The organism is Algoriphagus faecimaris (genome assembly GCF_900101705.1).
Classification (GTDB): Bacteria; Bacteroidota; Bacteroidia; order Cytophagales; family Cyclobacteriaceae; genus Algoriphagus; species Algoriphagus faecimaris.
Genome location: NZ_FNAC01000042.1, coordinates 1 through 26,400, shown reverse-complemented (window position 1 = coordinate 26,400; position 26,400 = coordinate 1). Strand labels below are relative to the sequence as shown.

Sequence of the window (26,400 nt, the reverse complement as noted above, 5' to 3'; positions counted from 1 at the left end):
GATTACAGCCCTTAAGACTGCTGCATTATCCCTTAGCGGCTGAGATACAAATTCCGCTCAGCGTAAATCTTCAAGAAATAATCATCCATCAGGTCATCAATAAAGTAGATTGCCTCTCCGGTGGATTTCATCTCAGGACCGAGTTCCTTATTCACATTGGGAAATTTGTGGAATGAGAAAACCGGTTCTTTGATAGCATAACCCTTCTTGTAGGGTTTGAATTCAAAATCCGTCACCTTTTTCTCACCAAGCATCACCTTAGTGGCATAGTTGACATAAGGTTCCCGATAAGCTTTGCAAATAAAAGGAACGGTTCGAGAAGCCCTTGGGTTGGCTTCAATCACATAAACCTTGTCATTTTTAATCGCAAACTGAATATTGATCAAACCCTGCGTACGCAAAGCCAGCGCGATTCGCTCGGTATAGGTTTCGATTTGACGAATAACCAAATCGCCCAGATTGTAAGGAGGTAATACGGCATAGGAATCACCCGAGTGAATACCGGCAGGTTCGATATGCTGCATGATTCCGATGATATACACATTTTCTCCATCACAGATGGCATCTGCTTCCGCTTCGATAGCCCCTTCGAGGAAGTGATCCAATAGGATTTCATTATTTGGAATATCCTTCAGCACATTGACCACATGTTCTTCGAGTTCTTTCTCGTTGATCACGATTTTCATCCCCTGTCCCCCAAGCACATAACTCGGGCGAACCAAAAGCGGAAATCCGATTGTCTTGCAAAGCTCTAGCGCCTCATCGGTATTGTGGATCGTCCCAAATTCTGGATAAGGCACGTTGTTTTCTTTCAATAGCGTAGAGAACAAGCCTCTATCTTCCGCCAAGTCCAAGGCTTCGAAACTTGTGCCGATGATTTTGATTCCGTATTTATCCAGTTTTTCGGCCAATTTCAAAGCCGTTTGACCTCCCAGCTGTACGATGACGCCTTCGGGCTTTTCCTGGAGAATAATTTCATAAATATGCTCCCAGAATACCGGCTCAAAATAGAGCTTGTCCGAAACATCAAAGTCCGTGGATACCGTCTCGGGGTTACAGTTGATCATGATGGTTTCATAGCCGCATTCTTTGGCCGCCAATACTCCATGCACGCAGGAGTAGTCAAACTCTATCCCCTGTCCCACTCTATTTGGACCTGAGCCCAAGACCACAATTTTCTTTTTGTCAGTGCGGATTGACTCATTTTCTTCACCAAAAGAAGAGTAGTAGTAAGGTGTCTGCGCCTCAAATTCGGCCGCACAAGTATCTACCAATTTGTACACCCGCTTGATTCCCATTTCTTCGTAGCGCTTGTTGAAGACTTCACTTTCCAAGCAACCTAGGAGATGAGCCAACTGTCGATCGGCATAGCCTTTTTTCTTGGCCAAATCCATTAACTCATAAGGAATGGTCTCCAAGCTGTATTTGTCAATCTCAGCCTCCAGGTGGATCAATTCTTCTATTTGCTTCAAAAACCACTTATCGATCTTCGTCAAATCATGAATCGTACGGAAGGATATACCCAACTTAAATGCATCGTAAACATGGAAAAGTCTATTCCAGCTTGGATTGGCTAGGGAGTACAAAATCTTTTCTTGATCTCTCAATTCTTTTCCGTCAGCACCCAATCCATTTCTTTTGATCTCAAGTGATTGACAGGCTTTTTGCAATGCCTCTTGGAAATTTCTCCCGATTCCCATCACCTCACCTACTGCCTTCATAGAAAGCCCCAAACGTCTGTCAGCGCCTTTAAACTTATCAAAATTCCATCGTGGAATCTTCACGATCACATAATCGATCGAAGGCTCAAAAAACGCGGAAGTTGTCCCGGTGATGGAATTTGGTAATTCGTCCAAATTATACCCAATCGCCAGTTTTGCCGCTACTTTAGCGATAGGATACCCTGTAGCCTTAGAGGCCAAAGCAGAGGAGCGGGATACACGAGGGTTGATTTCAATACCAATGATCTCTTGGTTATCCGGACTTACCGCAAACTGCACATTACAACCTCCGGCAAAATTCCCGATGCTGTTCATCATGGTGATGGCGTAATTTCGCATGCGCTGATAAACTGTATCGGGAAGGGTCTGAATCGGAGCTACCGTGATCGAATCTCCGGTATGCACGCCCATGGGATCAAAATTCTCGATGGAACAGATCACTATCATATTCCCGATATTATCCCGCATGACTTCCAGCTCGTATTCTTTCCAGCCCAAAATACTCTGCTCTATCAAAACTTCGTGAACCGGTGAAGCCTGCAAGCCTGCAGAAAGCAAGCGCTCAAAATCTTCTTCTTTCTCTACAAAAGCTCCTCCTGCTCCTCCCAAGGTATAAGATGCCCGAATGATCAAAGGAAAGCCGATCTCTTGTGCAATCTCTTTTCCCTGAAGAAAAGAAGTGGCCGTAGCTCCTTTGCAAACGCCTACGCCGATCTTCTCCATCAAGGCTTTAAATTTTTCTCGGTTTTCTGCAGTATCGATGGCATCGATGTCTACCCCGATCATTTTCACCCCATGATGATTCCAGATGCCTGCCTTATCGCAATCGATGGCCAGGTTTAATGCAGTTTGACCACCCATGGTCGGCAGTACAGCATCGATATCCGGGTGGTCAGTGAGGATTTTTCTGATGGATTTCTTTTCCAGCGGGAGCAGATACACATGATCTGCGGTCACTGGGTCAGTCATAATTGTGGCCGGATTGGAATTGATCAGGGTTACCCTAATGCCCTCTTCGCGAAGGGAGCGGGCGGCTTGGGAGCCAGAATAATCAAATTCGCAGGCTTGACCGATGACTATGGGACCTGAACCAATGATGAGAATGTGCTTGATGCTACTGTCTTTTGGCATTTGAGAGGAGGGTTGAATCGAATATTTTACTGATGTCCAAATTGGGGCAAAATTAGAAAAATATTCCATAGGGACACGGATAGATGGAGAGAAATGCCTGAATTAATTGAAAGCAAGCACTCAAGTCTGCTTCAGAATTGCTTCAAACCTTCGCATTAAGTTCGCAAAACGCTATCTTACCCATCTTATAGCTTTTCACTCCAATATGAAAATACTTATCATCGAAGACAATCCGGATCTGATCCAAAACATGGTCAGCTATCTACAGGAGGAGAATATCCTTTGCGAAACGGTCGAAAACCTCTTCGATGCCCAGGATAAATTATTAGGCTATCGATACGATTGCATTGTCTTAGATCTCATGCTTCCTGATGGGAATGGTTTGGATATTTTAGAATTCATCAAAACCAATAAAATCGACTCCAATGTGCTGATCATCTCCGCCAAGGACTCACTCGATGATCGACTCAAAGGTCTAGATGAGGGAGCAGATGACTATCTTCCCAAGCCCTTTCATCTTTCGGAACTATTGGCACGACTCCGTGCCATTTACCGACGTACAAAATTGGGGGGCTCAGACTTGATTAGCTTTAATGAAATCACCATGGACACCGGTAATCTACAGGCCACCATTCATTCTAAAACACTGGACCTTACCAAAAAAGAGTTTGACCTTCTGGTCTTTTTTTTCACCAATAAAAATAGGGTGATCGGCAAGGAAGCCATAGCGCAGCACCTTTGGGGAGATTATACCGATGACTTGGCCAATTTTGACTTTGTCTATCAGCATGTGAAAAATCTACGAAAAAAGATCGCTCAAGCTGGAGGAAATGATTACATCAAAACCGTCTACGGAATCGGCTACAAATTTGATCCCAACGTGTCATGAAGCTCATCAACCTACTGACTACCTGGTACATTCTGATCACTATGATCGCCCTATTTTTAGGAGGACTTTTGATTTTCAAAAAGCTGGAGTCAGAGATTGATTTTGAACTAGGGCGAGAGCTAGACCGACAGATCGATGCGTATGCAGAGCGCATTCGGGATGGCGCTCCTGCCGACCGCTTGATCTATGACAAACTGGAAATCACAGAGATCCCACTCGATATTCCCGAGGAGGAATTATACCTTCGAGATACCATTGCCTACCATGACCCGATGAATCGGGCAGAAAAGCAACTCAAAGCCAGCAAATCCTATAAAATAGATGGCAAGCACTACCGTATATCCTACTACAACATCGTCGTAGAAACTGAAGATATCACAGAAACTGTGGTGATCACGATGGTCTCAGTCTTTTTGATACAACTTCTTTTTCTGGGTTTTTTCACCCGTATCGGGTCCAAAAAGATCCTGCGCCCATTCCATCAGACCCTAGATCAGATCCGCAGCTTTAACTTTCAAAAAAATGAACCGCTCCATCTTCCGAAAAACGCAGTGGCAGAATTTGAAAAGCTCAATAGCTTTCTCGAAAAAATGTCTCAAAAGCTACTGAACGATTATCGCCAAATCAAGGAATTTTCTGAAAACCTTTCCCATGAGGTACAGACTCCCTCTGCAGTCATCCGAGGCAAACTGGAGCACCTCATGAATGAGGACATCAGCGAAAAGCAGGCATTGATGATACAGGCAGCCTATCAAAGCAATGAAAAGATCAATAAAATCGTCCGTTCGCTTTCCATGCTGGCCAAATTGGAAAATGAGGAGTTTGAAGCTCCAGAGAAAATAGACCTCAGCCCCATTCTCCATCGGGTACTCGATGGGATGCAGGAGCTGATCGAACTCAGATCCCTCGTGGTCAGCACCCAAATCCAAGAAAACAGCCTGGTAAAAATCCACCCCTTTATCGCAGAGGTCCTGATCCAAAACCTGATCAATAATGCCATCAAACATAATATTCAGGGCGGACAGCTCCGAATCGAACTCAATGAATATTCACTTAGAATAGAAAACAGTGGCAAGCTCCCCGATAAAGATCCTGAAGAATTTTTTGATCGATTCAAAAAGGCAAATTCCTCCTCAGAATCCATAGGACTGGGATTGGCAATAGTCAAACAGATCTGTAGGCGCTACACGCTCCGTCCTCAATACAGAATAGAAAACAATCTACATGTTTTAATGATTTTGTTTAAGTAATAACTTCAAAATCTCTACAAAATCAGATTGTATTCTTGTATTGAAAACTAATACTTGCCAACTATGCATTTCAAATTTTATTCTTTTTGCATGAGTTTTTTACTCATGCTCTTCATTTCTTTTGGGGCCTTAGCTCAGGAAAACACCTTGTCGGGTACACTTATAGAGCAAGAAAACAAAGAACCACTCGGCTTTGTACAGGTGGCCTTGTTCAAATCTTTGGAAGATTCCAGCCCAATTGCTTTTTCTGATACTGATGATTCAGGAAAGTTTCAACTCAGCGCACCTAGTGGCACCTATATCTTTAAAGCCTTTTTCCTTGGTTTTGAGGATTTGGTCATCGAAAATATAGAACTCAGCGCTTCCAAGGATTTGGGAAAGCTGGAGATGAAAAGCGAAACTTCTGCTTTGGAAGAAGTCGTGGTTCAAACTACAAAAATGCCCGTCCGGTCCACCATGGAGGGAATTACTGTGACACCAGAAAACAATCTGGCCAATGCAGGTGGTACGCTGCTAGACATCCTTCGCAACACTCCTTCTATCTCGGTCTCTGAGGATGGGTCTATATCTCTCAGAGGGAGTACAGGTACTAATATTCTGATTAATGGAAGGAACTCTTCACTGACCCAAAATCTTGATCAATTGCCTGCTTCTTCCATTGAAGAGATAAGAATTATTAATAACCCAAACGCTCGATTTGATGCGGAAGCTGAAGGTGGAGTCATCGACATTATCTTAAAAAAAGGACAGGATTTTGGCACACATGGGAATATAGAGGGAACCTACGGAACTAGAAACCGATCCAATGTAGGCGCTAGCCTAAACCATCGAGGCCAAAAGTTCAATGTTTTTGGAGGCTATAATTACAGAGATTGGAAAGATGTAGGCGAAAGAACATCGATCAGAGAGATTTTTGACCGTAATGAAACCTTAGACCAAAGCACTCGCAGTTCAAGTCGCAGAACAGGACATAATTTAAACTACGGAGCGGATTACTATTTTGGACAAAATGTCCTCAGTTACGAAGGTGTCTACCAATATGGAATGGACTATCAGACCAATACGCTTTTTGCCGAATTGGACCGAATCATTGACGGAGAACCGGATTCTTTTGATTATGTGAGGAGAAATAGTGAAACTGAATCAGATGAAGGCATAGACAATGCGCTGATATTTGAGCGTTCTTTTGCAGACAAAGGGCACAGTCTGAGAGTCCTTGCCAGCCACTCTTACAGGAATCAGTTCAAAACCCAGAATATAGATATTTTCAGAAACACCTTAAATCCAGATCCTGCCAATCTCAACGGACAAGAGCGGGCAATAACAGATGAGGTGAGAAATATTTCGGTTTTTCAAGTGGACTACATTAAGCCCTTGGATGAAAACAGAAAAATCGAGACTGGATTGAAGTCTAATATTCGAAAGTTTGATAATGACTACAGCTATGCACGACTAGACGAGCAAAGCCAAGAATTTGTAGAAGATCCTGCTGTGAGCAATCGATTTATTTATGAAGATCAAATTCATGCAGGTTATTTCCTATATGCCAATTCCGGAGGAAAATTTGAATACACTGTCGGTTTGCGTGGGGAATTGAGTCTGGTAGACACCTACTTGGCCAATACCGATGAGCGTGGCGAGCAGCGCTATTTCAATCTTTTCCCAAGTGTACAGACCCTATATAATCTGAATGAGAACCACTCTTTGAAATTTACATACAGCAGAAGGATCGATCGTCCTACCGCTTGGAGACTGAATCCATTCCCAGATATCACTGACTCCCTGAATGTAAGAAGAGGTAATCCCAATCTCCAGCCAGAAATGATCGATTCCTTTGAGTTTGGCTACTTAGCAAACTTTGAAAAGTCGAGTTTCTCCACCAATCTTTTCTACAGATATACCGACGGTCAGTTGGATTTTATCACTATAGTAGAAGATGGAGTTTCTTTCTCACAGCCTGATAATTTACTATCAGCACGCTCCTACGGAGTAGAGTTTGTGGGTGTAGCTGAGGTCAATGATTGGTATAGCCTTAATGGTGGAGTGACCTTGTTTCAGATAGCCGTGGATGGTTCTAACATTGGAGAGGAGTTTACCAATTCGGGTTTTTCTTGGAACACCAAACTGACCCAGGATTTCAAATTGCCGAAAGGTTTTAATTTCCAGTTGGTAGCTAATTACGAATCTCCTGAAATAGAAGCTCAAGGTAGAGATCGATCACAATACTTTATAGATGCCAGTGTCCAAAAGGGCTTTGCCGGAAACCGCGGTTCGGTGACACTCAGTGTCCGGGATATTTTTGATACGAGAAGATGGGCGGGTTTTGCACGTACGAATACCTTCAGTCAGGATTTCTATTCCAAAAGAGAAACAAGAATTGCATTACTCAGTGCGAGGTATAGTTTCTAAAAAAATACGTGGTCATGTAGGTAAGAAAGCGACTTTCTCAGAAATATTAACCTTCACTTTGAGCACCTGACCATCTGGAGTTAGGTAGTTCAAAATTAGGCCCAAAACGCAAAACTAGGTTTTTGATTTCGAGATTCCCTTCTTTTAATTACTCTAATGACAATGAAGCTAATGTGATGATAATTTAGGCATTCCAAAATTTACTTTTTTTAATAAGGAGGGTTTTCTTCCAGCTCTTTTGATTGGCTCCATTTCTTTTTCTTTGTTCTTTTGGCTTGACCCAAAAGAACCAAAAGGTCAAGACACAGCAAAGCTTCTACCGCACAAGACCGGACGCTGGCCCGCTGCTGTGTCAGCCCACGCTCCCGTCTGAACTCAGTTTAGTACTCAATGAGGGATTTAATCTTGAAAAATGAGACATTTTGTATGTTCTTTAGTTCAGACTCAGTCTGACAAAAAACAAGTTTGAGATAGACTCCTTTATTTCTTACTCAGCATGAGCCAGCCCTTGGGATCGACTACCGGTTTTTCGATGGATTTGACCAATATTCCTTTTTCTCCCAATTCGATGCGTTGAATTCCGGCCTCGGTTTTCACGTCCACAGGCATATTAAATTCAATCCCTTCCAAGCGGACCTCCCATCCTTTCTTTCCTTTCTTTTTTATCACAACCTCAGGAAGCTTAGTGGTCTTTAAATAAAGGTCAAAGAAGGCATCCAAGTCCTTACCAGTATAACTTTTGACAAAATCCGTGAAATCCTGAGTATTCACTCTGCTTTGATAAGTAAAGCGCTCATCGGCAACGAAAGCCTTTAGCATAGGAAAAAACACCTCTTCTCCCAAAATCCCTCTTAATGAATGGATGACCATCGCCCCCTTGGTATAAATCTCCGGATGATATGCCTCCTTTTCGGTACTGTTAGGAGGACTGAGCACCGGCTTGGCATGGGGAATATTCCTTAGCTCCGATTTTACCTTTTCAAAGTAGACTTCCTCTCCTCCATGCTCCCAGTAAAACAACCAATCACCATAGGCAGTCAGCCCTTCGTGAATCCACATATCCGCCCAGTCGCCGACAGAGATTTTATTCCCAAACCATTCATGACCCAACTCATGATGTAGCAGCCAATCATAGGCGGTCTTTCCTAAGGTCACAAATTGAAAATTATTGCCGTAGGCATTGATAGTCTGATGCTCCATCCCGAGATAAGGCGTCTCCACTACAGCAATTTTATCCTCTGGAAAAGGAAAGGCACCGAAATACTTTTCATGTGTTTTGGCACTCTCCTCCAAAACCGCCAGTAAAGTGGAAGCCTTCGCCCGGTTTTCCTGCAAGACATAGACGCTCATGGGTATGCGATCCCCTGATACGGATTCAAAAGTTTTCTTTTCCTCATGAAATATTCCGAGTGTGAAGTTAATGTTGTAATTGTTGATGGGATAATCGCTAGCCCAATGGTAGCTAACCTTTCCTTTGTCAATTTTTCGATCAAGTAATCTTCCATTAGAAGCCACAAAATAAGGGTAGGGAACGGTAAAGGTCAATTCCACACCTTGACTCGGTTCACTTGAAGGATGGTCCAATGCAGGCATAAAGATCTTTGCTCCTTCCCCCTGAGAGGAAAGACCCATCCAGTGATTTTCCAATTGATCTTTTTCCCAAGTGAAGCCACCTGTCCAAGGTGGATTTTCTGCTATTGGAGTTTGACCTCCGTAAAATACCTGCACTTCATCACAGGTACAGTCAATGGGAATAATGTCTAAAATATCATTGGCATGAAAAAACTTCACTTCTTTTCCGTCCATCAAGACCTTCTCTACCGCATACTCATCGATCAGCTGAAGTCTCAGGGTATCTAGCCTTTCTTTAGCTTCAAATACAATGGTATTCGAGCCTTGGATGGATTGATTTTCGGGGATGATCTCCAAGTCAAGCCGGTATTGAATGATATTAAATTTCGATTGCAGGGGATCCATAGGTCCGCCCCAGTCCCAGGATTGGGCCTGCAGGGCAGTAAAACTGAAAAAAAGGAATAACAATACAATGAGGTATTTTGACATCTGAATAGTGAAGTAATTGTGTTAAAACTATTTATTTTCTAGTCTAAAAAGAATTTCCAAAATATTGACTCCAAAGGTTTTGGATTTGATCTGACTAATTTTCTTGAACCCAAATCGCTCATATAGACTCGCCGCTGACTCAAGACCTGAAGTAGTATAAAGATAGGCGCCTTTGTAGCCTTTTTCCTGATAAAAATCCATCCATTCCTGCATGAGTTTTTTGCCCAATCCTATTCCCCTAAATTCCTTCTCAAGAATAAAATAACGGAGCTGAGCCTGCTGATCCTGTCGGTGCATCAAGAGAAGAAAACCGACCATACTGCCCTGTTCTTCTACGATCCAAACTTTGTCCTGCTGCGGATCATACTGTCCGTAAAACTCCAGCATACTCTCCATGACATAAGCTTCAAACCCCAGTCCAAAGCCATACTCTTGAGCATAAATACGCCCGTGAAGTTCAACGACTTTGCCCAAGTCTCCCGGTTTCAATTCATGCCGGATTGTAATATTTTCCAACTGGCTCATCTTTATAGTCTAAAAACCCTTTCTGAAACTAAGAAAAATTGGTGGATTATCGAAACGCAAATTTGAATTGGTTTTACAAAACTGATCGGTGGTGAGCAAGGGTATCTTTGGAAAGGGAAAAATTCACAAACTTAAACCCACGTTGTCTTCATCATCGCCGCTGTGAGTGTCACCGCTCACAACTTATATTTTCACATTCACTCCTTTCCAGCAGTCAAGAATACAGTTTCTCCAAAGACTGACCAAAGCCAATTAAAATCTTATCAGATAGGGTTTTAAAAAGACAACAATCAAAAAATCAACCTGTAACCAAAACCATTAGGCTCTTGGGAATGAGGATTTATTTCACCTTTCACTTGCCACGAAATCAAATCACAAAAACTCAGAAGGCAATTCAAAAACGGCTATACCCGGGTCTTTATCCGTGGTAAGTCCGTAAATTAGTCTCAATTCTTCATCTACAACCAAGTCTCTGATGGAAATATCCAAATTAAACTTGCTCACTACATCACCTTCGTGGGTGAAAACATAAATGAGTTTTGCTATGTCGGTGGTCTTTTGAATTTCCTCAAAATTAGCTCCAACATATAGGACATATATAAAATTTTCTCCAATAGCCAATTCGCCGTAACCAAGAGGATATTCTTGATCAAAAAGAACTGCAGATTGTCCCCCTGAGTGCCGAATTTCAAAGTCGGGAACTTCCATCCTTGGTCCGTCTACAATATCAAATGTTTTACTCTTATAATGAAAAATCTCCAATCTATCCCTGTACGCATTTGCCTTTACAAATAATCCTCGTTTTCTATTTCCTTTAAATCTTCCTGCGTTGATTTCACCCATATGGTAATTTATATCGGGATCATCATAATCAATCAAATGGTCTGCATTTGGTATTTTTTCCCAAGTTCCATAGCCTGCAATTCTTCTACCATCTCTTGTCGAAAATTCCACCAATTTATTGGGATCATTAGCCATTATTCCAATAATAGTAGAGTCAGTGGCATGGAAACCTTTATACATTCCAAACAATTCTTCCGGCTGTTTATATTCGCTAATTCCTAGTCTTGAGGTATCTTTTAATGAAAAATCAGTAAATTTTTTACTCATTGCACTATAAACAGTAAATGTACTGTCAGACAAACCAGGTTCTACAAGGAATGCATCTGGGATTTCAAACGGTCCAAATCCCGCCACGCCCTTAGGAAACACATAGGCAAGGGGACTTTTTTTTAAAACATGTAGTAAAGGAAGATCAGCAGGAATTCGGTTAAGCTCTGAAACTATGATGTAGTCACCTACATCATTTATGTTTACCGGATTAATTATTTCAGGAAAGTATGTTTTCTTACCTTCCAGCTCGTAAACTCTATCAATGTGGAAGGGATTTTTCTCTGGGCTAGTACAGCAAAATACAATCAAGAAGGTAAAAAGAATATAAATAGGTATTAAATTTTTTTTCATGCTTTATTTTTCTCGCTTTCTCATCAAAGCTTTGGAACAAGAATTTTTCTTAAAAAGTCAAGTTAGACCTGTGAAGAAACAAGCAATAAAAAAATCAACCTTTGACCTAAAGACCCAATTCATATTTTTCTAGTTAATCGTATTCATTAAAAGTTACTTGAAAAACCACCTAATCACAAAAACTCAGAAGGCAATTCAAAAACTGCTATACCCGGGTCTTCATCCGTTGTGATGCCGTATATTTTCTTAAGATGTAAGTCAACGACTAATCCTCTTATGGATATATCCAGATTTAGTTTCCCCACCACATCTCCTGAATGTGTCAAAATATAAACGGTTTTGGCAACTTCATTTGTCTTTTGTATTTCTTCTTCGTTAAAACCACCATATAGATCATAAATGTATTTATCATCTATATAGACATCCCGATGACCGTATTTGTTTTGTATGTCAAAAATCACCACTGAATTCGCTCCAGAAGGCATTATTTCAAATTTTGGCAGTTCTAGCCTAGGTCCTTCTACTATCGTGAATTCTTTTTCGTTATAATCAAATATTTCTATCCTGTCCCTATAGATACTTGCATTTACAAATAGCCCCTCTTTTCTATTTGCCCTAAACCAGCCTTTGTTGATCTGCCCAAGATGATAGTTTACGATGGGATCAGTGTAATCTATCAAATGATCAGCATCAGGGATCCTCTCCCAAGTACCGTAGCCTGCTATCCGCTTCCCATCCTTTAAGGAAATCTCAACCAACCGATTCGGATCAATGGACTTTATCCCTAAGATAGTGCTATCTGTAGCATGAAACATTTTATAAACTTCAAATAATTCTTCTGGCTGCTTATATTGATCAATACCTAACAGAGAAGTGTCTGTAAGAGAAAAGTTTGTGAGCGTTTTAGCCATTCCGCTGTACACAGTAAAGGTAGAATCATTTGGCCCAGGCTCCACGAATGTAGCATCTGGAATCTCCAATGGCCCAAACCCTGGTTTCCCTTTCGATGAATGATAGCCCAAGGGTGATTTTTTAAGGATTCGTATAAGTGGATACTTTGGATCGTTTCGTCTATTTTCTGAAATGATCAAATAATCACCTACTGCATTGATAAATAAGGGATTAATGATCTCTGGGAAATAGATTTTTTCACCTTTAAGATCAAAAACCATTTCACTTTTTTCTATTTCTAAAAATGGATTTTCTGCACGTTTTGAAGAGCAGGAAAAAGTTAGTATCCCACAAATCATTACAAAGCATTGAATTATCTTCATCACAATAAAATATTAAATTCCTGACTATTAAAAGTCAGGAATTGGTGGGGTACAGATTTAATCTTAAATAGTGCAAGTTACTGCAACTCTTGCTTCATCAGTTGGCCAATAGCCACCCCCTAAATCAGTACATCCTTCTGAATTTGAAGCACAACATATATGGTGTGGCTCTCCACCTTCACCGGGAAGCCCCGACTGAGCATTAGATGGGTTAAAGGTAAAAAGCTCAAAAGACATTACAAGGGCACCTAAACTAATTTTAATAGAGCTCATTTTTTAAGCCTAATCATTAAGGTCGTAATAGTACCCTGAATATAGGGAAACCGCCTGAGATAGTGCAATTATTTTGACTCACTCTATTAGTGAAGATTTTAGCAAAATCGGATAATCACTCACGATAATGCTGGCTTTTCTGCTTTGCTGAAAATTTCGATAAGTAGCTCCCTGATCCTCGGTTGCAAGCCTATCCCATTCACCCATGACATCCGTAACAATCGGAATTTGACTACTATACACTTTCGAAAAAAGAGCTTCGCTCGAATCCTTAGGCACATAGGCCAACAATCGGCCCATTGGGTACTTGGATGAATAATACTCAAGGTCTGAAACAGAGGTGATCAGAACAGAAATCAAAAAATCACCCTCTAAAGAAAAAGCCTTTTCTGCCCGATCTCTATCGAATGTCAGCAAGAGTATTTTATGACTAAGTCCATAAGCGACTACCTCATCCATGGCTTGATTCAGAATATCCTCCTTAATGTCAAGCATCAAAAACAAGCCCTTTTCCTTAGCTAAAGATAGAGCTTCATTAAATTCAGGTAGCGGCTCCATGCTTTCTTTAAGCTGAACAGGTTGAAGCGCTTTGGCATCCCGCTCACCTAGCAATCCGCTGTGGTCAGTAGTGCGGTCGAGTGAAACATCATGCAAAAGGTAAAGTCCCCCTTCTAGATTTACTCTGATATCAAGCTCAAAAAAGGAAATCCCTTTATCTATCGCTTGATCCATACCAATCAGAGAGTTTTCTAGGAGAGAGCCATCTATTACCCCCCGATGAGAAACTACTAATGGATTATTATGAGCAATCGCCTCACGAAGGGATTGACTTTGCAAGGGTCCGGCTAGTAAGAGTAGTAAAACTAAAACTAATTGAATCTTCATTTTTACAATTTTTCCCCATTAAAAAAGCCGCATGCACATGCGGCTAACCTTAATCCTCGGCATAATTGAAGCTGTCCACTTGCTCCTTGACCCAATCCAGGTATTTGTCCTTTCGGTATTCGGTCCATTCTGATTTGTACTTAGACTCATCGATCAAAAACTTAAATGCGGTCATCGACTTAGGTTTGGTCAGCGCACTCACCAGTTCCTCTGCCAAACTTCGCTCCTTTACCTTCCTATCAATAAAATCCTGCATGATTTGATGCTCTTGAGGATTTTCCATGCGGGTGAATTCGGCAAAATTATCCGGATTAGCTTCGATATCGTCGAGAATATCTTCTTCCTGCTCGGTAAGGTCATAATTGAAATAATCCTCGTCATCCGGCATTTGGTGAATCTTCTTTTTATCAATTTGATAAAAACAGACCATCCCTTTGAGTAATTGAGTAGCGATGTGATCTACTTCTTTTTCTGTAAGCGAAAGCATTGGTGGTTTAGAAAATTTTGTGAAAAATAATCAAAGTCATTCGGGATACAAATTGTTTTAACAAAAGCAACAGTAGCGCCAAAAAAGGAACACGCAGTTTATTTATCAAAAATTCTTTTCAGTACGGATGCATTTAGCTCATGTCCCCCTTCGAAAGTGATCACCTCAGGCTTTTTATGCAGCTTTTCAAACCATTCCTTTTGTTTTTCTAGACTCTCTTGATTCAGAAATTCATCCTGATTACCATAGACTACGGTGATTTTTGTATTCAAAAATTTTTCACGCGCTCCCATCACCTGCATGTCATGGGCAAATCCGCCCGCCCAAAGCACCAATGAACTCAAGTCTTCCGACCATTGACTTGCCCATCTTGTAGCAGTGGCCGCTCCCTGTGAAAATCCCAAGACATGAATCTTGGGAGGTTGGCGAAAACCACTCAAAACGGTCTCCATCAAGCCATCCAGATAGCGGTGATTATTGGCAATGGCCAGCTCACGCTCATGCTTGGTCATCCAGTTGGCCCCTACTCTACCCTGAAATCCGGACAGGTAGTGGTAGTTGGTTGCTTCAGGGGCTATAACCAAACGGTTAGCGTTATCAAAAGGGATAAACTTCCGAATAAAGAATTCTGCCAACTGCCCATAGCCATGAAAAACCAACCAAAGCTCAGACTCCTCTCCGGATAGGGCATGGGAAGTACTGTAATGGGCTTCGTAAGAAAATTGAATAGACTTTTTCAAGGCTTAGCTGATCAAATCATCAAATTTCAAGGGCATCAAATGCTGTATCCCATCCACTCGGTAGACTTGGCCATCAGGTCGCAAAAAGAGCATTCGGATAGCCGATCGAAAGCGAAGTTCTACTTCATTGATATTTTGTCGGCAAATTCCGCAAGGTGATACTTGTGCCCAGATCTTCTCACCTCTTCTTCGCGCTGCCACGGCTAGAATTTTGACCGCCTGATCCGGAAAATTGGCTCCAGCATAGCCTAGCACCAATTGCTCTGCACATACACCTGCCGGGAAGCTTACATTTTCCTGATTACTGCTTTGGAGAATCTCACCATTTTCTAAAAGTACCGCTGCACCTACCTGAAAATTGGAATAGGGCGCATAGGCCTTTTCACTGATCTCCTTTGCCGCTTTCATTACCTTCAGCTCCTGTTCGTTAAGCTCGGCTAAAGAAATAATTTCGATAGCGCTTGTCTCTGTTACTTTTTCCATATTTACCAGAACTTGGGGTGAAATCGAACGGATAAAGTAAGGAATTGTTTGCCAAAAGAAGATCATTTGCCTTTTTTGGGCCGTTTTTATTTTCCATTTTAGCTTCCTAATTCTTCTTCTATGCACCGAGTTTTGATCATTGGAGCGGGCAAATCCTCCACCTATTTAATTGATTATCTTGCTGATACCTGCAGCTCCAAGGACAGAACCTTGACTTTGGCTGACCTTGATCTCGATTTGGCCAAAAAACGGCTGAAAGATCGTAAAAATACCTTCGCGGCCAAGTTGGATAGTAATGATGCTCCCGCTAGACAACAGCTTATAGAAGAGGCCGATGTGGTGATTTCTATGCTTCCGGCTTTTATGCATCCGATCATCGCTCGGGATTGTTTGGATATGGGCAAGCACTTTTTTTCAGCCTCTTATGAGTCTTCGGACCTGAGAGCTATGCGATCGGAAATTGAAGATAAGGGGCTGCTTTTCCTCAACGAATGCGGGCTTGACCCCGGCATCGATCACATGTCCGCTATGAAGATCATTGACGAAGCCAAGGCCCATGGAGAAGACATTATCTCTTTCAAATCTTTCACAGGAGGACTATTAGCTCCTGAAAGCGAAGACAATCCCTGGAAATACAAATTTACCTGGAATCCAAGAAATGTAGTTTTGGCTGGCAAAGGACTCTCCCGATATGTGGAACAATCCAAGCTGAAGTATGTACCCTATCATCAGCTCTTCAGACGCTGTGAAAGGATCACTGTCGGTGGTTTGGGCAATTTTGATGGCTACCCCAATCGGGATAGTCTAGCCTATCGAGCCATCTACGGTCTGCAGGAGATCCCCACCTTACTCAGGGGAACGCTTCGACGAGAGGGCTTTTGCAAGGCTTGGGACGTCTTTGTTCAACTAGGGATGACAGATGATAGCCTGAGCCTTACACGACCCACTGACAGCAGCCTTCGAGAGTTTCTGAACAGCTTCCTTCCTTTTGACCCTGATCAAAGCGTGGAAGAAAAACTTACCGCACTGATTCCTGATATGGATTACGAGACTTTCGAAAAAATCCAGTGGCTAGGCTTTTTCTCTGATCGCAAACTTCCCAAAACCGAAGGAACTCCGGCAGAAATCCTCCAAGCCATTCTCGAAATCGACTGGGCAATGGGTCCGCAGGATAAGGATATGATCGTCATGCAGCATCTTTTTGAAATCAAAGGGAAAAAGGGAACCCGAAAATTGACCTCCAGTTTGGTTTGTCAGGGTGAGGACTCCACTTACACAGCCATGGCAAAAACAGTAGGCTTGCCCATCGCAATTGCCGTGGATTTGTTTCTGGACGGAAAAATCAAGGTTAAAGGACTACAATTACCCGTGATTCCCGAAATTTACCTCCCAATCCTTGAAGCACTGGAAAGAGAAGGAATACGATTCGAGGAAAAGGGGGAATTGATTTCCTAAAGTTGAGATATCAGGGGTTCCAGTCGGCCGGTGGATCCACTTGGGCTCCCTCCACCTCTCTGCAATCATCCGGGATAATCGTCTTAGGCTGTGTAAAGTCCAAGTCTGCTGTACTGATGTAAATCCTTCGTACTGTCTCAGCGCCTGCGATGAAATAACCCAAGACTACCTCGTCAGGGTCTTCAAGATTGATCATATTACTTCGGATATTGGCCGGAGGAGGATCAAATACGGAGCCGCTGATCTCTGTTTGCTGCTTGACTAGCCTCAAAAAACGGAAAGCTTCGGGAGAAATACTGATTTGCCGTAAATCTACCCGGTAAGTATTCACAAATCGCAAACCATCATCTTCGATAAATCCAGCCGGAATCCGTGTAGTCAATCCATTAAAATTGTCATCATTGGCGATAAATACTCCTTGATTACCGACAATTTCAGAACGATAACAAGTGATGCAGCAGTCTTTGGGCTGCGGATCTCGACTGGGATTGGAATCTGAGGGCCTTGGTGTAAACAGATCCGGTCTTGTCTCCAAAACATAGACAGAAGGACCGTTTCTCCACAGATAAAAATTATTTTCTTCGGCAGGATCCGAAAGCTCAGCAATCAATTGAATGCCCGAGCGATCATTTTCTTCTCCCTCCACCGGGATTCTGACTGTTTCCAACTGCACCGAATTGATCTCTGGTACAGCAGAAACCCTCTCCGGAAGTGAACTATAAATCTTGCCATCTACGGTCTGAATCTGTAGGGTATAAGATCTCCCCACCTGGGTAGCAAAATCAGACTTCGTGAAATAAGAGCCCCTTTCCTCGTCATCCTCTTCCAGAAAGGCCACTTCTCCCAAATCATCTCTTACGATCACGGTAGCTCCTCTCACAGGCCTGATCAATCCCTCAAAAACAGATCCATAACGATCGCTTCTCGTCAACCTGACTCGCTGCCTTCCCGGCTCCGAAGTGAGGGTAGCCTCTACTGTAAGCAACTGCTCGCCTCCCTCTACTTCAACCTCGTAAGGATCGACGCAAGCTCCACTGAGAAGCAATAAAAGAATTAAATATTTTTTTAGCTTTTTCATCAGAATGCAATCGAATAACTTAAACTTGGAAGAGGCACACCCAATACTGCCAGCCGATTGGCCTGAGGAGGTGCACCAGCTTCATCCACAAAAAACAGAGAGAAAGGATTTCGCCTTCCGTAGACATTCAATACGGAGAAGGTCCATTCTCCATCTGCAAACTTGCTCTCCCCTCTAAATTTAAAATTGACAGACAAATCCAAGCGGTGGAAATCAGGAAGCCGCTGTTCATTTCTTCGGCTGAAATAGGCAAGCGAGTTGCCCAAATAATCAAACTTAGCCTGTGGGAAGGTCACCGGTCTTCCTGTGCTGTATCCAAAAGTAGCAGAAACAGAGGTATTGGTGCTGATCTTATAATTCCCGATGACAGTGATATCATGAGGCTTGTCAAAATTAGAGGAAAACCAGTCCCCATCATTGATGATTTCTTCTTCGAAAGCGGTGATCACTCTTCTCAATGAACGAGAGTACGTGTAGGAAATCCAACCTGTCAATCTACCCAAGTTTTTCTTGGCATACAGCTCTACTCCATACGCTCTGCCTTGAGCGGGTACCAGCTCGGTTTCTAAGTGATTTTGCACGATGAGGTTGGCCCCATCCTTATATTCCACCACGTTTTGGATATCCTTGTAATAGACCTCAATCGATGTTTCGAAAATATTACCCTTAAAATTCTGGTAAAAACCCAAGGAATACTGATCTACTGACTGTGGCTCCAAAAACTCATCACTAAGCTTCCAGAAATCCGTAGGAGCTATTGTCGCCGTATTGGATATCAGGTGAATAAATTGGTACATTTTATTGTATCCTACCTTGATCGAGCTGTATTTGGATAAGGAGTACCTGATTGAGCCTCTTGGCCCCAGTCCAGTATAATCGATGATTTTTTCACCTTCGCCATAGCTCACTTCTGAAACCGCCGTACCGTCTGATTTTGGTTGATTAGCCTCATACTGCCTCACATTCCTGGGGCCTAAAAAGCTGTACATATCATAGCGAAGCCCATAGCTCATCCCAAACTTCTCCCCAATCTCAAACTCATGCTGAAAATGCACTCCAGACTCTACCCCAAATTCATTTTGCACCTTCTTAGGCAAAATCCCTGACTCCTGTGAATCAAATGGAATCAATTCTCCCGGCTGTATTTCTAGCCTTTTGGTATCGCCGCCAAGCGTAATTTTATTGGTTGGACTGAGCTGATACTGTACAAAGAGCTTACCCCCATAATCTTCAATTCCTGAATTCAAATCAAAATCACTAATCCCTGAGCGATTGAAAATACTGTAGTCGTATTGGGTATAATACCCCAAAGCCTCCAAACTCAATTTCTCATTCAATTTACTTTTCCACTGAAAAGAGTGGGAGTTGTTTTGCCATGAAATCGTGGTATCCGAGGCAAAGGCAAAATCATCGTAGGAGGTGTAAAAACTATATGTGAATTCATTTTTCTCACTAATTGGTGCAGAAATGACCAGGTTTCCATCATAGAAATTAGCCTGTGAATTGGCCAGGTCAGGGTTACTTAGGGAGTTTAAAAACCAATTGATATAGGATCCTCTGAACCCTCCTCTTAGCGAGATCTTATCCTTCACCAGAGGCCCATTGACTCCTACTTTCCCAGAAATATTACTTACCATCAAGTCACCACCCCAACGGTCCAGGGCTCCAGTCTTGGGCAAAATATCTAATATGGAAGAACCCCGTCCTCCAAAGCGGGTAGGGATGACTGATTTGTAAAGCGTCACATCATTGACTACATCCGGATTGAATGAAGTGAATAAACCAAACAAGTGGGTGGGGTTATAGATTGGTGCTCCTGCATACTGAATCAAGTTTTGATCCGCACCTCCACCTCTCACATTGATTCCGGCGGCTGCTTCTCCTACCTGGGAAACTCCCGGCAGTGTGGCCATGGATCGGATAATATCCACTTCTCCCAAAAATGGAGGCAACTCCTTCATGCTATTCATGCTTAAAGTGATCGCTCCCATGTCCGTCGAACGGATATTTTTCTCCGGATCTCTACCAAAAATCACCACATCGTCCAATTGGAAATCCTCTTGAATCATCTGAATGGAAATTCTCCCATCTCCCACCGAGGTAATGGGGTAGAAAATGGTTTCGTATCCCACATAGCGAAACTCCAAGTTGTACTCGGCCCGCTCCAGCATCAATTCAAACCCCCCATTGGGGTCAGTCACTTTAACCTGATTGAGCTCCGGGATGGTGACCGTAGCCCCCACCAAAGCCTCTCCCGTGATTTGATCTATAATCCGTCCTGTGATTCGAATATTTTTAAGCTGACCAACATCACGACCGATCACCTGCCGTTTAGGAAGGTCTTGGGCCGAGGCCAATTGCACCAAAAAAATCAATGCAAGGAATAAAAGTCTATTCATCTGTTTCTATTTTGATTTTTAAAGGCCATAACTTGACTCATTATTCAGAAAGTAAGCAACTGTCAGAAGTTCCCCTAGCCGAGCAATAATCCTTCTGGGATCTTTGAAATCACCTGTATTTCTGGCGATCACTAGCCTAATTTTCTGTTGTTTACTCTTAAATACCATTGGGATCAAATCTATACAATTGCATAGGGAAATCTCCCGGCAGATTGATATCAGGGACTCTCATAATATACAGGAATCCGTCTTTTTGAAAATGTCCTACTACTATTCCCTGAGGGATACTGGGAATGGGATTCTTGGGCTTCCACTCCATACTAATCAGATCGAGCTCCCACATTTCATTGTTCCGCCTGTTCAGTCCTACGTAAGCTTTGTCTCCTAGGACCTGCCCCATTCCGAAGCCATTGGCAAAACTTCCAGGAAATCTCCCCACTAGCTCCCATCGATTCTCCCCGCCTACATATTGCCAGAGTTCGTTTTCACTAGAGATCAAATAGATCTTTCCCTCATAAATAAAGTGAATATTGGATGCATTGAGTACCACCGGTGGGGTAGCCAAATCGCTCCAAGTTCCGCTGGACTCATCAAACTTTTTGAACAGCAAGGGATCCCCTTGCTCAGTACCAAGAACCACCAACTGCCCACCCAATTCGAAGGCTTTGGAATTTTTACTCTCAAATGGTAAATCTGGCAGCCTCTCAAAACCCGAACTTGTGATTTTATATAAGCTCTGATCATAATCAAACTCATCCCTGCCTACTTCCACTGCTCCTCCTCCTAGATAGTTTTCTGTAGCAAAGGCAAAAGACCTAGGGGAACCTGGGAATTCCACGCGCTGCCAAGTATCCAAATCAGGATCATATCTTTGGAAATAATTCAACAAATCAGACCCTCTTTCTAAGCCTAAACCAATCCAAAAGCCCTGAGAATTTTGGAAGAAAACATTTCGATAAAGCCGGAAGGAGTCAGGGAAACTACTGATTAGTTCATAATCCCCTGCCTGATATTCAAAAGGGTCAGGGAAACTCAATTCCTGATCCTGAACCAAAACTCGAATGTTCACAAAATTGGAATTGGCACTGGGAATTCTCACCCGAAGGATACTCTCCAGCCGAATCTCCAGAACCTCAGCCTCTACTTCTCCGAAAAAGACTCGTGTCCCTTCGGTAAAGTTTCTTCCCGTAATGGTCATTTCCTGACCAGGGACAGAAAATGCCGGCGTGAATGAGTCTAAGGCAGCATTTAGGGTAGAAAACTCCACCACCTGCCCAAAAATCAATTCTCCATCCAATTCAATAAATGCTTTTACAAAATAGGGAACCCCGGCAGTCAGTCCATCCTGCACGCCGATAAACCTTCCCGGTCCATTCTTTTCTCCTAGCGAAATGATTTCGGGGTTGGCAAAGGACTCGTCCTGAGACAAATAAAAACCATGATCCACAAGACCGAGAGATTGACTACTAATCACTCTACCCAAAATGCGGACCTGATCCCCACTTACGTAGAGCAACTCCTCCGTCTGCACCGAAAGTGTACCATCCTCTTCCTGATCACAGCTTACACTGAAAAAAAATAGGGCTATTAGGCCAATAGACAGAATTTTTCTCATGAATTTTGTTGAAATAATTAATTTCAAAAATAGATAAATTAAGCCTACAGACAACCCCTCAGGTGAATTTTAACATGTTTCTGTTGGCTATCGCCCAAAATAAAAACCGACTGACTTAATAGCCAAGCAAAAAACCTGAAATCAGGGCTTGGTACTCCGGCGTATACTTTCCCGAAGAATCTTTTAACCAAAGTCGCTCGAATACTTCTTCTTTCCTCTCGTAAGAGAAGGCTTTTATTACACGATGAGGAGCTTTTTCAGGCCGATCGCTCACTTCTACGCTCCTGCAAGGGAATAAAGCAAAATGATCAAGTTCTTTTTCGAGTTCTTTCATTTGTCTTGGCGGTAATATTACCCAAAAAATTCCCTTTGGATTTAGCAGCCTATCAACCTTCGAAGCCAAATCCTCAAACCTCAAGTCTCCTGTATGTAAAGCACGGTTTCTTTGCAAATTACTAGAAGGTAAATGAGCGGTGAAATATGGGGGATTGGACACAATCAAATCAAAGAGCTCAGGGCTTTGAAAATCCTGAATTGCTGTAGAATGTAAACTCAATCGAATGGCAAATGGGCTTCTTTCAAAATTCTCCCTTGCCTGTCTGCTAGCCTCAGGGTCCAGTTCGACCGCTACTAGGTTAGCATTTGGAAATCGCTGCGCAAGCATCAATGCGATTACTCCCGTACCCGTGCCTATATCTAAAATTTCCCCAGGCCGATCCGCCTTCGCCAAAGCGCCCAAAATCACTGCATCGGTAGAGATTTTCATAGCGCAGCGATCCTGCTCAATACGAAACTGTTGAAAATCAAACCAAGACTGTCCCATTAAGTCCTGGCCTTGCTAAAAAATCTTGACCTGAACCTCGGCCTGTCCTCCATCACATTCAAATCGTCCTCAGAGACGCGTTTGACACTCTCAATGGTATAAAAAGCCTTTTCGTCCACAGATTTCACCTTAGCGATAAACTCAGTCAAGTTTTCCCTTTTCATCACGGTAAAGAGCAAATTCACTTTACCATAGCGTCCCTCAGCACCTACATTGGTGAAGCGGTAATTCCGCTCTTTCATAAACTCCATCAGGTCATGCTGAGCGGCGGGCGTAATCACCCGAACCAGCACTCTACCTAAGGCCAGCTTTTCTTCAAAGTACATCCCTACATAGGTCCCGGTGCCAAAGCCGGCAGCATAGGCGATATAGGACATGGGATTATTGATATTTTGGAAAATTTGACCAATCGCCAAGAGCCAAATCAAAGCTTCAAAAAAACCCAGAATAGGAGCGATGTTGCGCTTTCCATTCATCATAAACATGATCCGAAGTGTATTGATCGAAACATCCCCTACACGTGCGATAAAGATCAACGCGGGCATTATCAGATAGTTAAAAAGCTGATCTGAGACACCTAATCCTTGAAATAATTCCTGCATGACTTTAGAAATCTGATTTGAGCCGCAAAGGTACAAGAATTATAGACGGTAGCCCGAACAAAGCTGAAAATGAGCTAGATTTTCCGGTCTTTTCCGGCAGGAATCCCAAAAAGCAAAAACTGAACGCTCATAAGCAGCAGAAACCAAATCAATAGGTTCCAGTTTCCAATCAAATCCAATGAAATTCCAAATAACAACGGACCCAATGCTGCCAACACATAGCCTGCGGATTGGACCATTCCAGATAGACGGGCGGTTGTTTGGTCTTCGGCGGTCCTCAGAGAGATCAGCGTATAGGCTATACTTAAGCTCGCTCCGCTGCCTATCCCGATGATAGTCAAAGCAAGAAAAATCACAGGAGATTGAAGAGAAAAGAGCATGGTAAAACCACAAAAGTATCCCACTGCCACCCATGCAATCACCCCCGACTGCTGTCTTAGCTTCATCAGCAGTCCCGGAGCAAAGAAAGTCCCAATCAAAGAAATCAACTGCATATAAGAAAGTGCCAAGCCTGCATCGGTAGGGCTCATCCCCTTTGCAATCAACATATCAGGCAGCCAGGTCACCATGGTAAAATACATCACCGACTGCGCTCCCATAAATAAGGTCACCTGCCAGGCCAATCGAGACTTCCACACATTTTTACCCGGAAAAATGCTCCGCTGTGCAGCGGTGGGCCGAGGATTAAGCTGAGGAATCCACAAGACTAAGGCAATCAGCATGAAAACCGCCCAGAAAGCCAAGGAACCTCTCCACCCGAGTCCCAAATCTAAAGCAAGTGGAACACTGATTCCTGAGGCGATGGCCGCAAATAGGGACATTCCCGTGGATAATATTGCAGTCATCAATCCCAACTTCTCTGGAATCTTTGCTTTGAAAAAAGGAATCATCAGCACATTGGCAATCACGATTCCTATCCCTGTGAATGCCGTACCGATAAAAAGCAATTCAACTCCACCCAAAACCCGGATCACCACGCCCAAAAGGAGAATCAGTAATCCCAGAAAAATAGCTCTCCCATGTCCCAAATGCTTGCCTATTCGGGGTGCAAAAAGTGAAAATAAAGCAAAGGTGATAAGAGATAGTGTGGTCAAAAAACCCGCTAATCCATTGGAAATCCCTAAATCCTCCCTGATAAACGGAATCAAGGGCCCTACTGAGGCGATCGAAGTCCGGAGGTTGATCGAAATAAAAACAATCCCCAAGATCAATAGAAATTGGGTTTTTCGTGCTGAGCTCAAGGTGTAGGGTTTTGAATAGACTAGATAGGCTTTTTGTAGGAGACAAAAAAATCAGGAGAGGGTAATTATCCAGCTCCTGATGGTTTGATATTGATGTGAAAGAAGGCGGGAATTTAGGCCCTGCTTTCCACAAGATCTTTGACACATTCTACCCAAGTGTCGCTGGAATTTAAGCTAGGAACTAGATCCCAATGTTCTCCTCCCAATTCTTCGAACTGCTCCTTGTATTCCTCTCCCACCTCCACGGTAGTCTCTAGGCAATCTGCCACAAATGCAGGTGAGAATACCAACACTTTCTTCACCCCATCCTTTGCGAGTTCTTTGATGACATCCTCCGTGTAGGGTTTCACCCAAGGATCCTTTCCTAATCGAGACTGGAAGCAGGTAATCACCTTGTCTTCGGGCAGGCCTAGCTTTTCAGCAACTAGTCTAGTCGTCTGAAAACACTGCGCACGATAGCAAAATTGATTTTTTAAACCATATTTGTTGCAGCAGGCTCCTAGCTTACAGTAGCCATCTACCGAGCCTTTTCTGATTTGTCGCTCGGGAAGGCCATGATAGGAAAAGACGAATTTGTCATAGTCCTGCTTTTGCATGGCTTCACGGCCCAATTCGGACCAGGCTTCCAAAAACAAAGGATGATCTACATAATTACTTACGAAAGTCATCTCCGGGATAATCTGCCAAGTTCGGGCGATTTCCATCACCCGATCGATTACCGAGCCATTGGTCGCTGATGCATATTGAGGAAAAAGCGGCACCACAATGATCTTGCGGACTTTGGCATCCATGAGCTCTTTCAATCCTGACTCGATACTCGGGCTTTGATAGCGCATGGCCATGCTGACGAGGTATTCCTTGGGATCCAGCTTTTGGACCAGCTTATCTTTTAAGTCTTGCGTGTGAAACAACAGGGGTGAACCTCTATCGGTCCATAGCTTTCTGTATTCTCCGGCAGACTTTGGCGCTCGAAAAGGCGCGATGATCAAATTCACCAACATCCAACGTGGAATGAAAGGGAAGTCTATCACACGGCCATCCATTAAAAATTCACGGAGGTATTTTCTGACATCCCCAGTTTTGGTGCTGTCCGGTGTTCCTAGATTTACCAACAATACCCCGATCTTTCCTTTTGATTTTGCCATCAGCCTTTGATTTTTTGATTAAAAGCCAAAAATAGAAGCTTTGGTTGCAAAAATCGAATAGAAAGAATCAAAGTCCTTTTGAAAAAAGCAATAAGAGGCTGTCTCAAAAATAGATAGTTTAAAGGCTAGTCGATTTCTCGGCTAGCCTTTCCTGTTTAACTCAAATGTTGTAATTTGAGGTGTGCAAAAACAAGACTTAAATGTAGGCTTTAAAGACTACAATCCCAACCAGCTAATGTTTCTTCCACCAAGTTTGGAAGAACTTATTCCGTTAAACCATCCCGGACGAACCGTCAACCAGATTATTGACCAGATTGATCTTAGTTCTGTTTATAATCGGTTCTCTGAAAATGGGGCTAGTAGTTACCATCCCAAACTGTTGTTGAAAGTTCTGGTATACGGCTATCTGGAAAACTGCTATTCCTCGCGCAAGCTGGAGAAATCCACCCG

At 42.9% G+C, this 26,400-nt stretch carries 21 protein-coding genes; 5 read left to right on the top strand and 16 right to left on the bottom strand.

All coding sequences use genetic code 11. The annotated features are described in order from the left end of the window. Nucleotides 1–32: 32 nt before the first annotated feature. Complete coding sequence (carB, locus tag BLQ57_RS17380; RefSeq protein WP_087940882.1) at nt 33–2,852, bottom strand: carbamoyl-phosphate synthase large subunit; 2,820 nt, start codon at nt 2,850–2,852, stop codon at nt 33–35. A 205-nt stretch (nt 2,853–3,057) separates the two neighbouring features. On the opposite strand from carB, the gene BLQ57_RS17375 reads away from it, so the two are divergent. The 3 genes from BLQ57_RS17375 to BLQ57_RS17365 all read left to right on the top strand — a co-directional run bounded on the left by BLQ57_RS17375 (nt 3,058) and on the right by BLQ57_RS17365 (nt 7,400). After that, nucleotides 3,058–3,741, top strand: a complete 684-nt coding sequence (locus BLQ57_RS17375) for a response regulator transcription factor (RefSeq protein ID WP_087940865.1) — start codon at nt 3,058–3,060, stop codon at nt 3,739–3,741. Next, complete coding sequence (locus BLQ57_RS17370; RefSeq protein WP_087940864.1) at nt 3,738–4,991, top strand: sensor histidine kinase; 1,254 nt, start codon at nt 3,738–3,740, stop codon at nt 4,989–4,991. The genes BLQ57_RS17375 and BLQ57_RS17370 overlap by 4 nt, the downstream gene beginning before the upstream one ends. 90 nt (nt 4,992–5,081) lie before the next feature. Further along, on the top strand, nt 5,082–7,400 hold the full coding sequence (locus tag BLQ57_RS17365; protein WP_087940863.1) for a TonB-dependent receptor: 2,319 nt from the start codon (nt 5,082–5,084) through the stop codon (nt 7,398–7,400). 480 nt (nt 7,401–7,880) lie between these two features. Here the strand turns inward: BLQ57_RS17365 and BLQ57_RS17360 are convergent, their stop codons facing one another. The 8 genes from BLQ57_RS17360 to BLQ57_RS17325 all read right to left on the bottom strand — a co-directional run bounded on the left by BLQ57_RS17360 (nt 7,881) and on the right by BLQ57_RS17325 (nt 15,592). Further along, the gene (locus BLQ57_RS17360; protein ID WP_087940862.1) at nt 7,881–9,461 is read right to left on the bottom strand and encodes a M1 family metallopeptidase; all 1,581 of its coding nucleotides are present in this window, start codon (nt 9,459–9,461) and stop codon (nt 7,881–7,883) included. A gap of 27 nt (nt 9,462–9,488) precedes the next feature. Then, entirely contained in the window at nt 9,489–9,986 is a 498-nt protein-coding gene (locus BLQ57_RS17355; RefSeq protein WP_087940861.1) for a GNAT family N-acetyltransferase, read from the bottom strand. A gap of 372 nt (nt 9,987–10,358) precedes the next feature. Beyond that, nucleotides 10,359–11,450: a BF3164 family lipoprotein gene (locus tag BLQ57_RS17350; protein ID WP_087940860.1), complete on the bottom strand. Its 1,092-nt coding sequence runs from the start codon at nt 11,448–11,450 to the stop codon at nt 10,359–10,361. Nucleotides 11,451–11,623: 173 nt separating this feature from the next. Beyond that, nucleotides 11,624–12,724, bottom strand: a complete 1,101-nt coding sequence (locus BLQ57_RS17345; RefSeq protein WP_087940859.1) for a BF3164 family lipoprotein — start codon at nt 12,722–12,724, stop codon at nt 11,624–11,626. Nucleotides 12,725–13,075: 351 nt separating this feature from the next. After that, on the bottom strand, nt 13,076–13,882 hold the full coding sequence (locus tag BLQ57_RS17340) for a glycerophosphodiester phosphodiesterase family protein (RefSeq protein WP_087940858.1): 807 nt from the start codon (nt 13,880–13,882) through the stop codon (nt 13,076–13,078). Between the two features lie 49 nt (nt 13,883–13,931). Further along, on the bottom strand, nt 13,932–14,369 hold the full coding sequence (locus BLQ57_RS17335; RefSeq protein ID WP_087940857.1) for a UPF0158 family protein: 438 nt from the start codon (nt 14,367–14,369) through the stop codon (nt 13,932–13,934). A gap of 98 nt (nt 14,370–14,467) precedes the next feature. Further along, nucleotides 14,468–15,109, bottom strand: a complete 642-nt coding sequence (locus tag BLQ57_RS17330; protein ID WP_087940856.1) for an alpha/beta hydrolase — start codon at nt 15,107–15,109, stop codon at nt 14,468–14,470. Nucleotides 15,110–15,112: 3 nt separating this feature from the next. After that, on the bottom strand, nt 15,113–15,592 hold the full coding sequence (locus BLQ57_RS17325) for a cytidine deaminase (RefSeq protein ID WP_087940881.1): 480 nt from the start codon (nt 15,590–15,592) through the stop codon (nt 15,113–15,115). Between the two features lie 120 nt (nt 15,593–15,712). On the opposite strand from BLQ57_RS17325, the gene BLQ57_RS17320 reads away from it, so the two are divergent. Further along, the gene (locus BLQ57_RS17320) at nt 15,713–17,047 is read left to right on the top strand and encodes a saccharopine dehydrogenase C-terminal domain-containing protein (RefSeq protein ID WP_087940855.1); all 1,335 of its coding nucleotides are present in this window, start codon (nt 15,713–15,715) and stop codon (nt 17,045–17,047) included. 10 nt (nt 17,048–17,057) lie between these two features. Here BLQ57_RS17320 and BLQ57_RS17315 read toward each other — a convergent pair whose 3' ends face one another. From BLQ57_RS17315 to hemH, 7 genes are all read right to left on the bottom strand, one after another. After that, the gene (locus tag BLQ57_RS17315) at nt 17,058–18,125 is read right to left on the bottom strand and encodes a DUF4249 domain-containing protein (protein WP_087940854.1); all 1,068 of its coding nucleotides are present in this window, start codon (nt 18,123–18,125) and stop codon (nt 17,058–17,060) included. After that, on the bottom strand, nt 18,125–20,524 hold the full coding sequence (locus BLQ57_RS17310; RefSeq protein ID WP_087940853.1) for a TonB-dependent receptor: 2,400 nt from the start codon (nt 20,522–20,524) through the stop codon (nt 18,125–18,127). Before BLQ57_RS17310 ends, BLQ57_RS17315 begins: the two co-directional genes overlap by 1 nt. 157 nt (nt 20,525–20,681) lie before the next feature. Continuing rightward, entirely contained in the window at nt 20,682–22,139 is a 1,458-nt protein-coding gene (locus BLQ57_RS17305; RefSeq protein ID WP_087940852.1) for an IPT/TIG domain-containing protein, read from the bottom strand. A 115-nt stretch (nt 22,140–22,254) separates the two neighbouring features. Further along, entirely contained in the window at nt 22,255–22,962 is a 708-nt protein-coding gene (locus BLQ57_RS17300) for a tRNA1(Val) (adenine(37)-N6)-methyltransferase (protein ID WP_087940851.1), read from the bottom strand. Further along, on the bottom strand, nt 22,962–23,564 hold the full coding sequence (locus tag BLQ57_RS17295; RefSeq protein ID WP_087940850.1) for a DUF2179 domain-containing protein: 603 nt from the start codon (nt 23,562–23,564) through the stop codon (nt 22,962–22,964). Before BLQ57_RS17295 ends, BLQ57_RS17300 begins: the two co-directional genes overlap by 1 nt. A 74-nt stretch (nt 23,565–23,638) precedes the next feature. Beyond that, on the bottom strand, nt 23,639–24,805 hold the full coding sequence (locus tag BLQ57_RS17290) for a CynX/NimT family MFS transporter (protein WP_087940849.1): 1,167 nt from the start codon (nt 24,803–24,805) through the stop codon (nt 23,639–23,641). Between the two features lie 113 nt (nt 24,806–24,918). Further along, on the bottom strand, nt 24,919–25,950 hold the full coding sequence (gene hemH, locus BLQ57_RS17285; RefSeq protein WP_087940848.1) for a ferrochelatase: 1,032 nt from the start codon (nt 25,948–25,950) through the stop codon (nt 24,919–24,921). 235 nt (nt 25,951–26,185) lie between these two features. On the opposite strand from hemH, the gene BLQ57_RS17280 reads away from it, so the two are divergent. After that, on the top strand, nt 26,186–26,400 hold a 215-nt coding region (locus BLQ57_RS17280), incomplete at its 3' end, for a transposase (protein WP_394331278.1).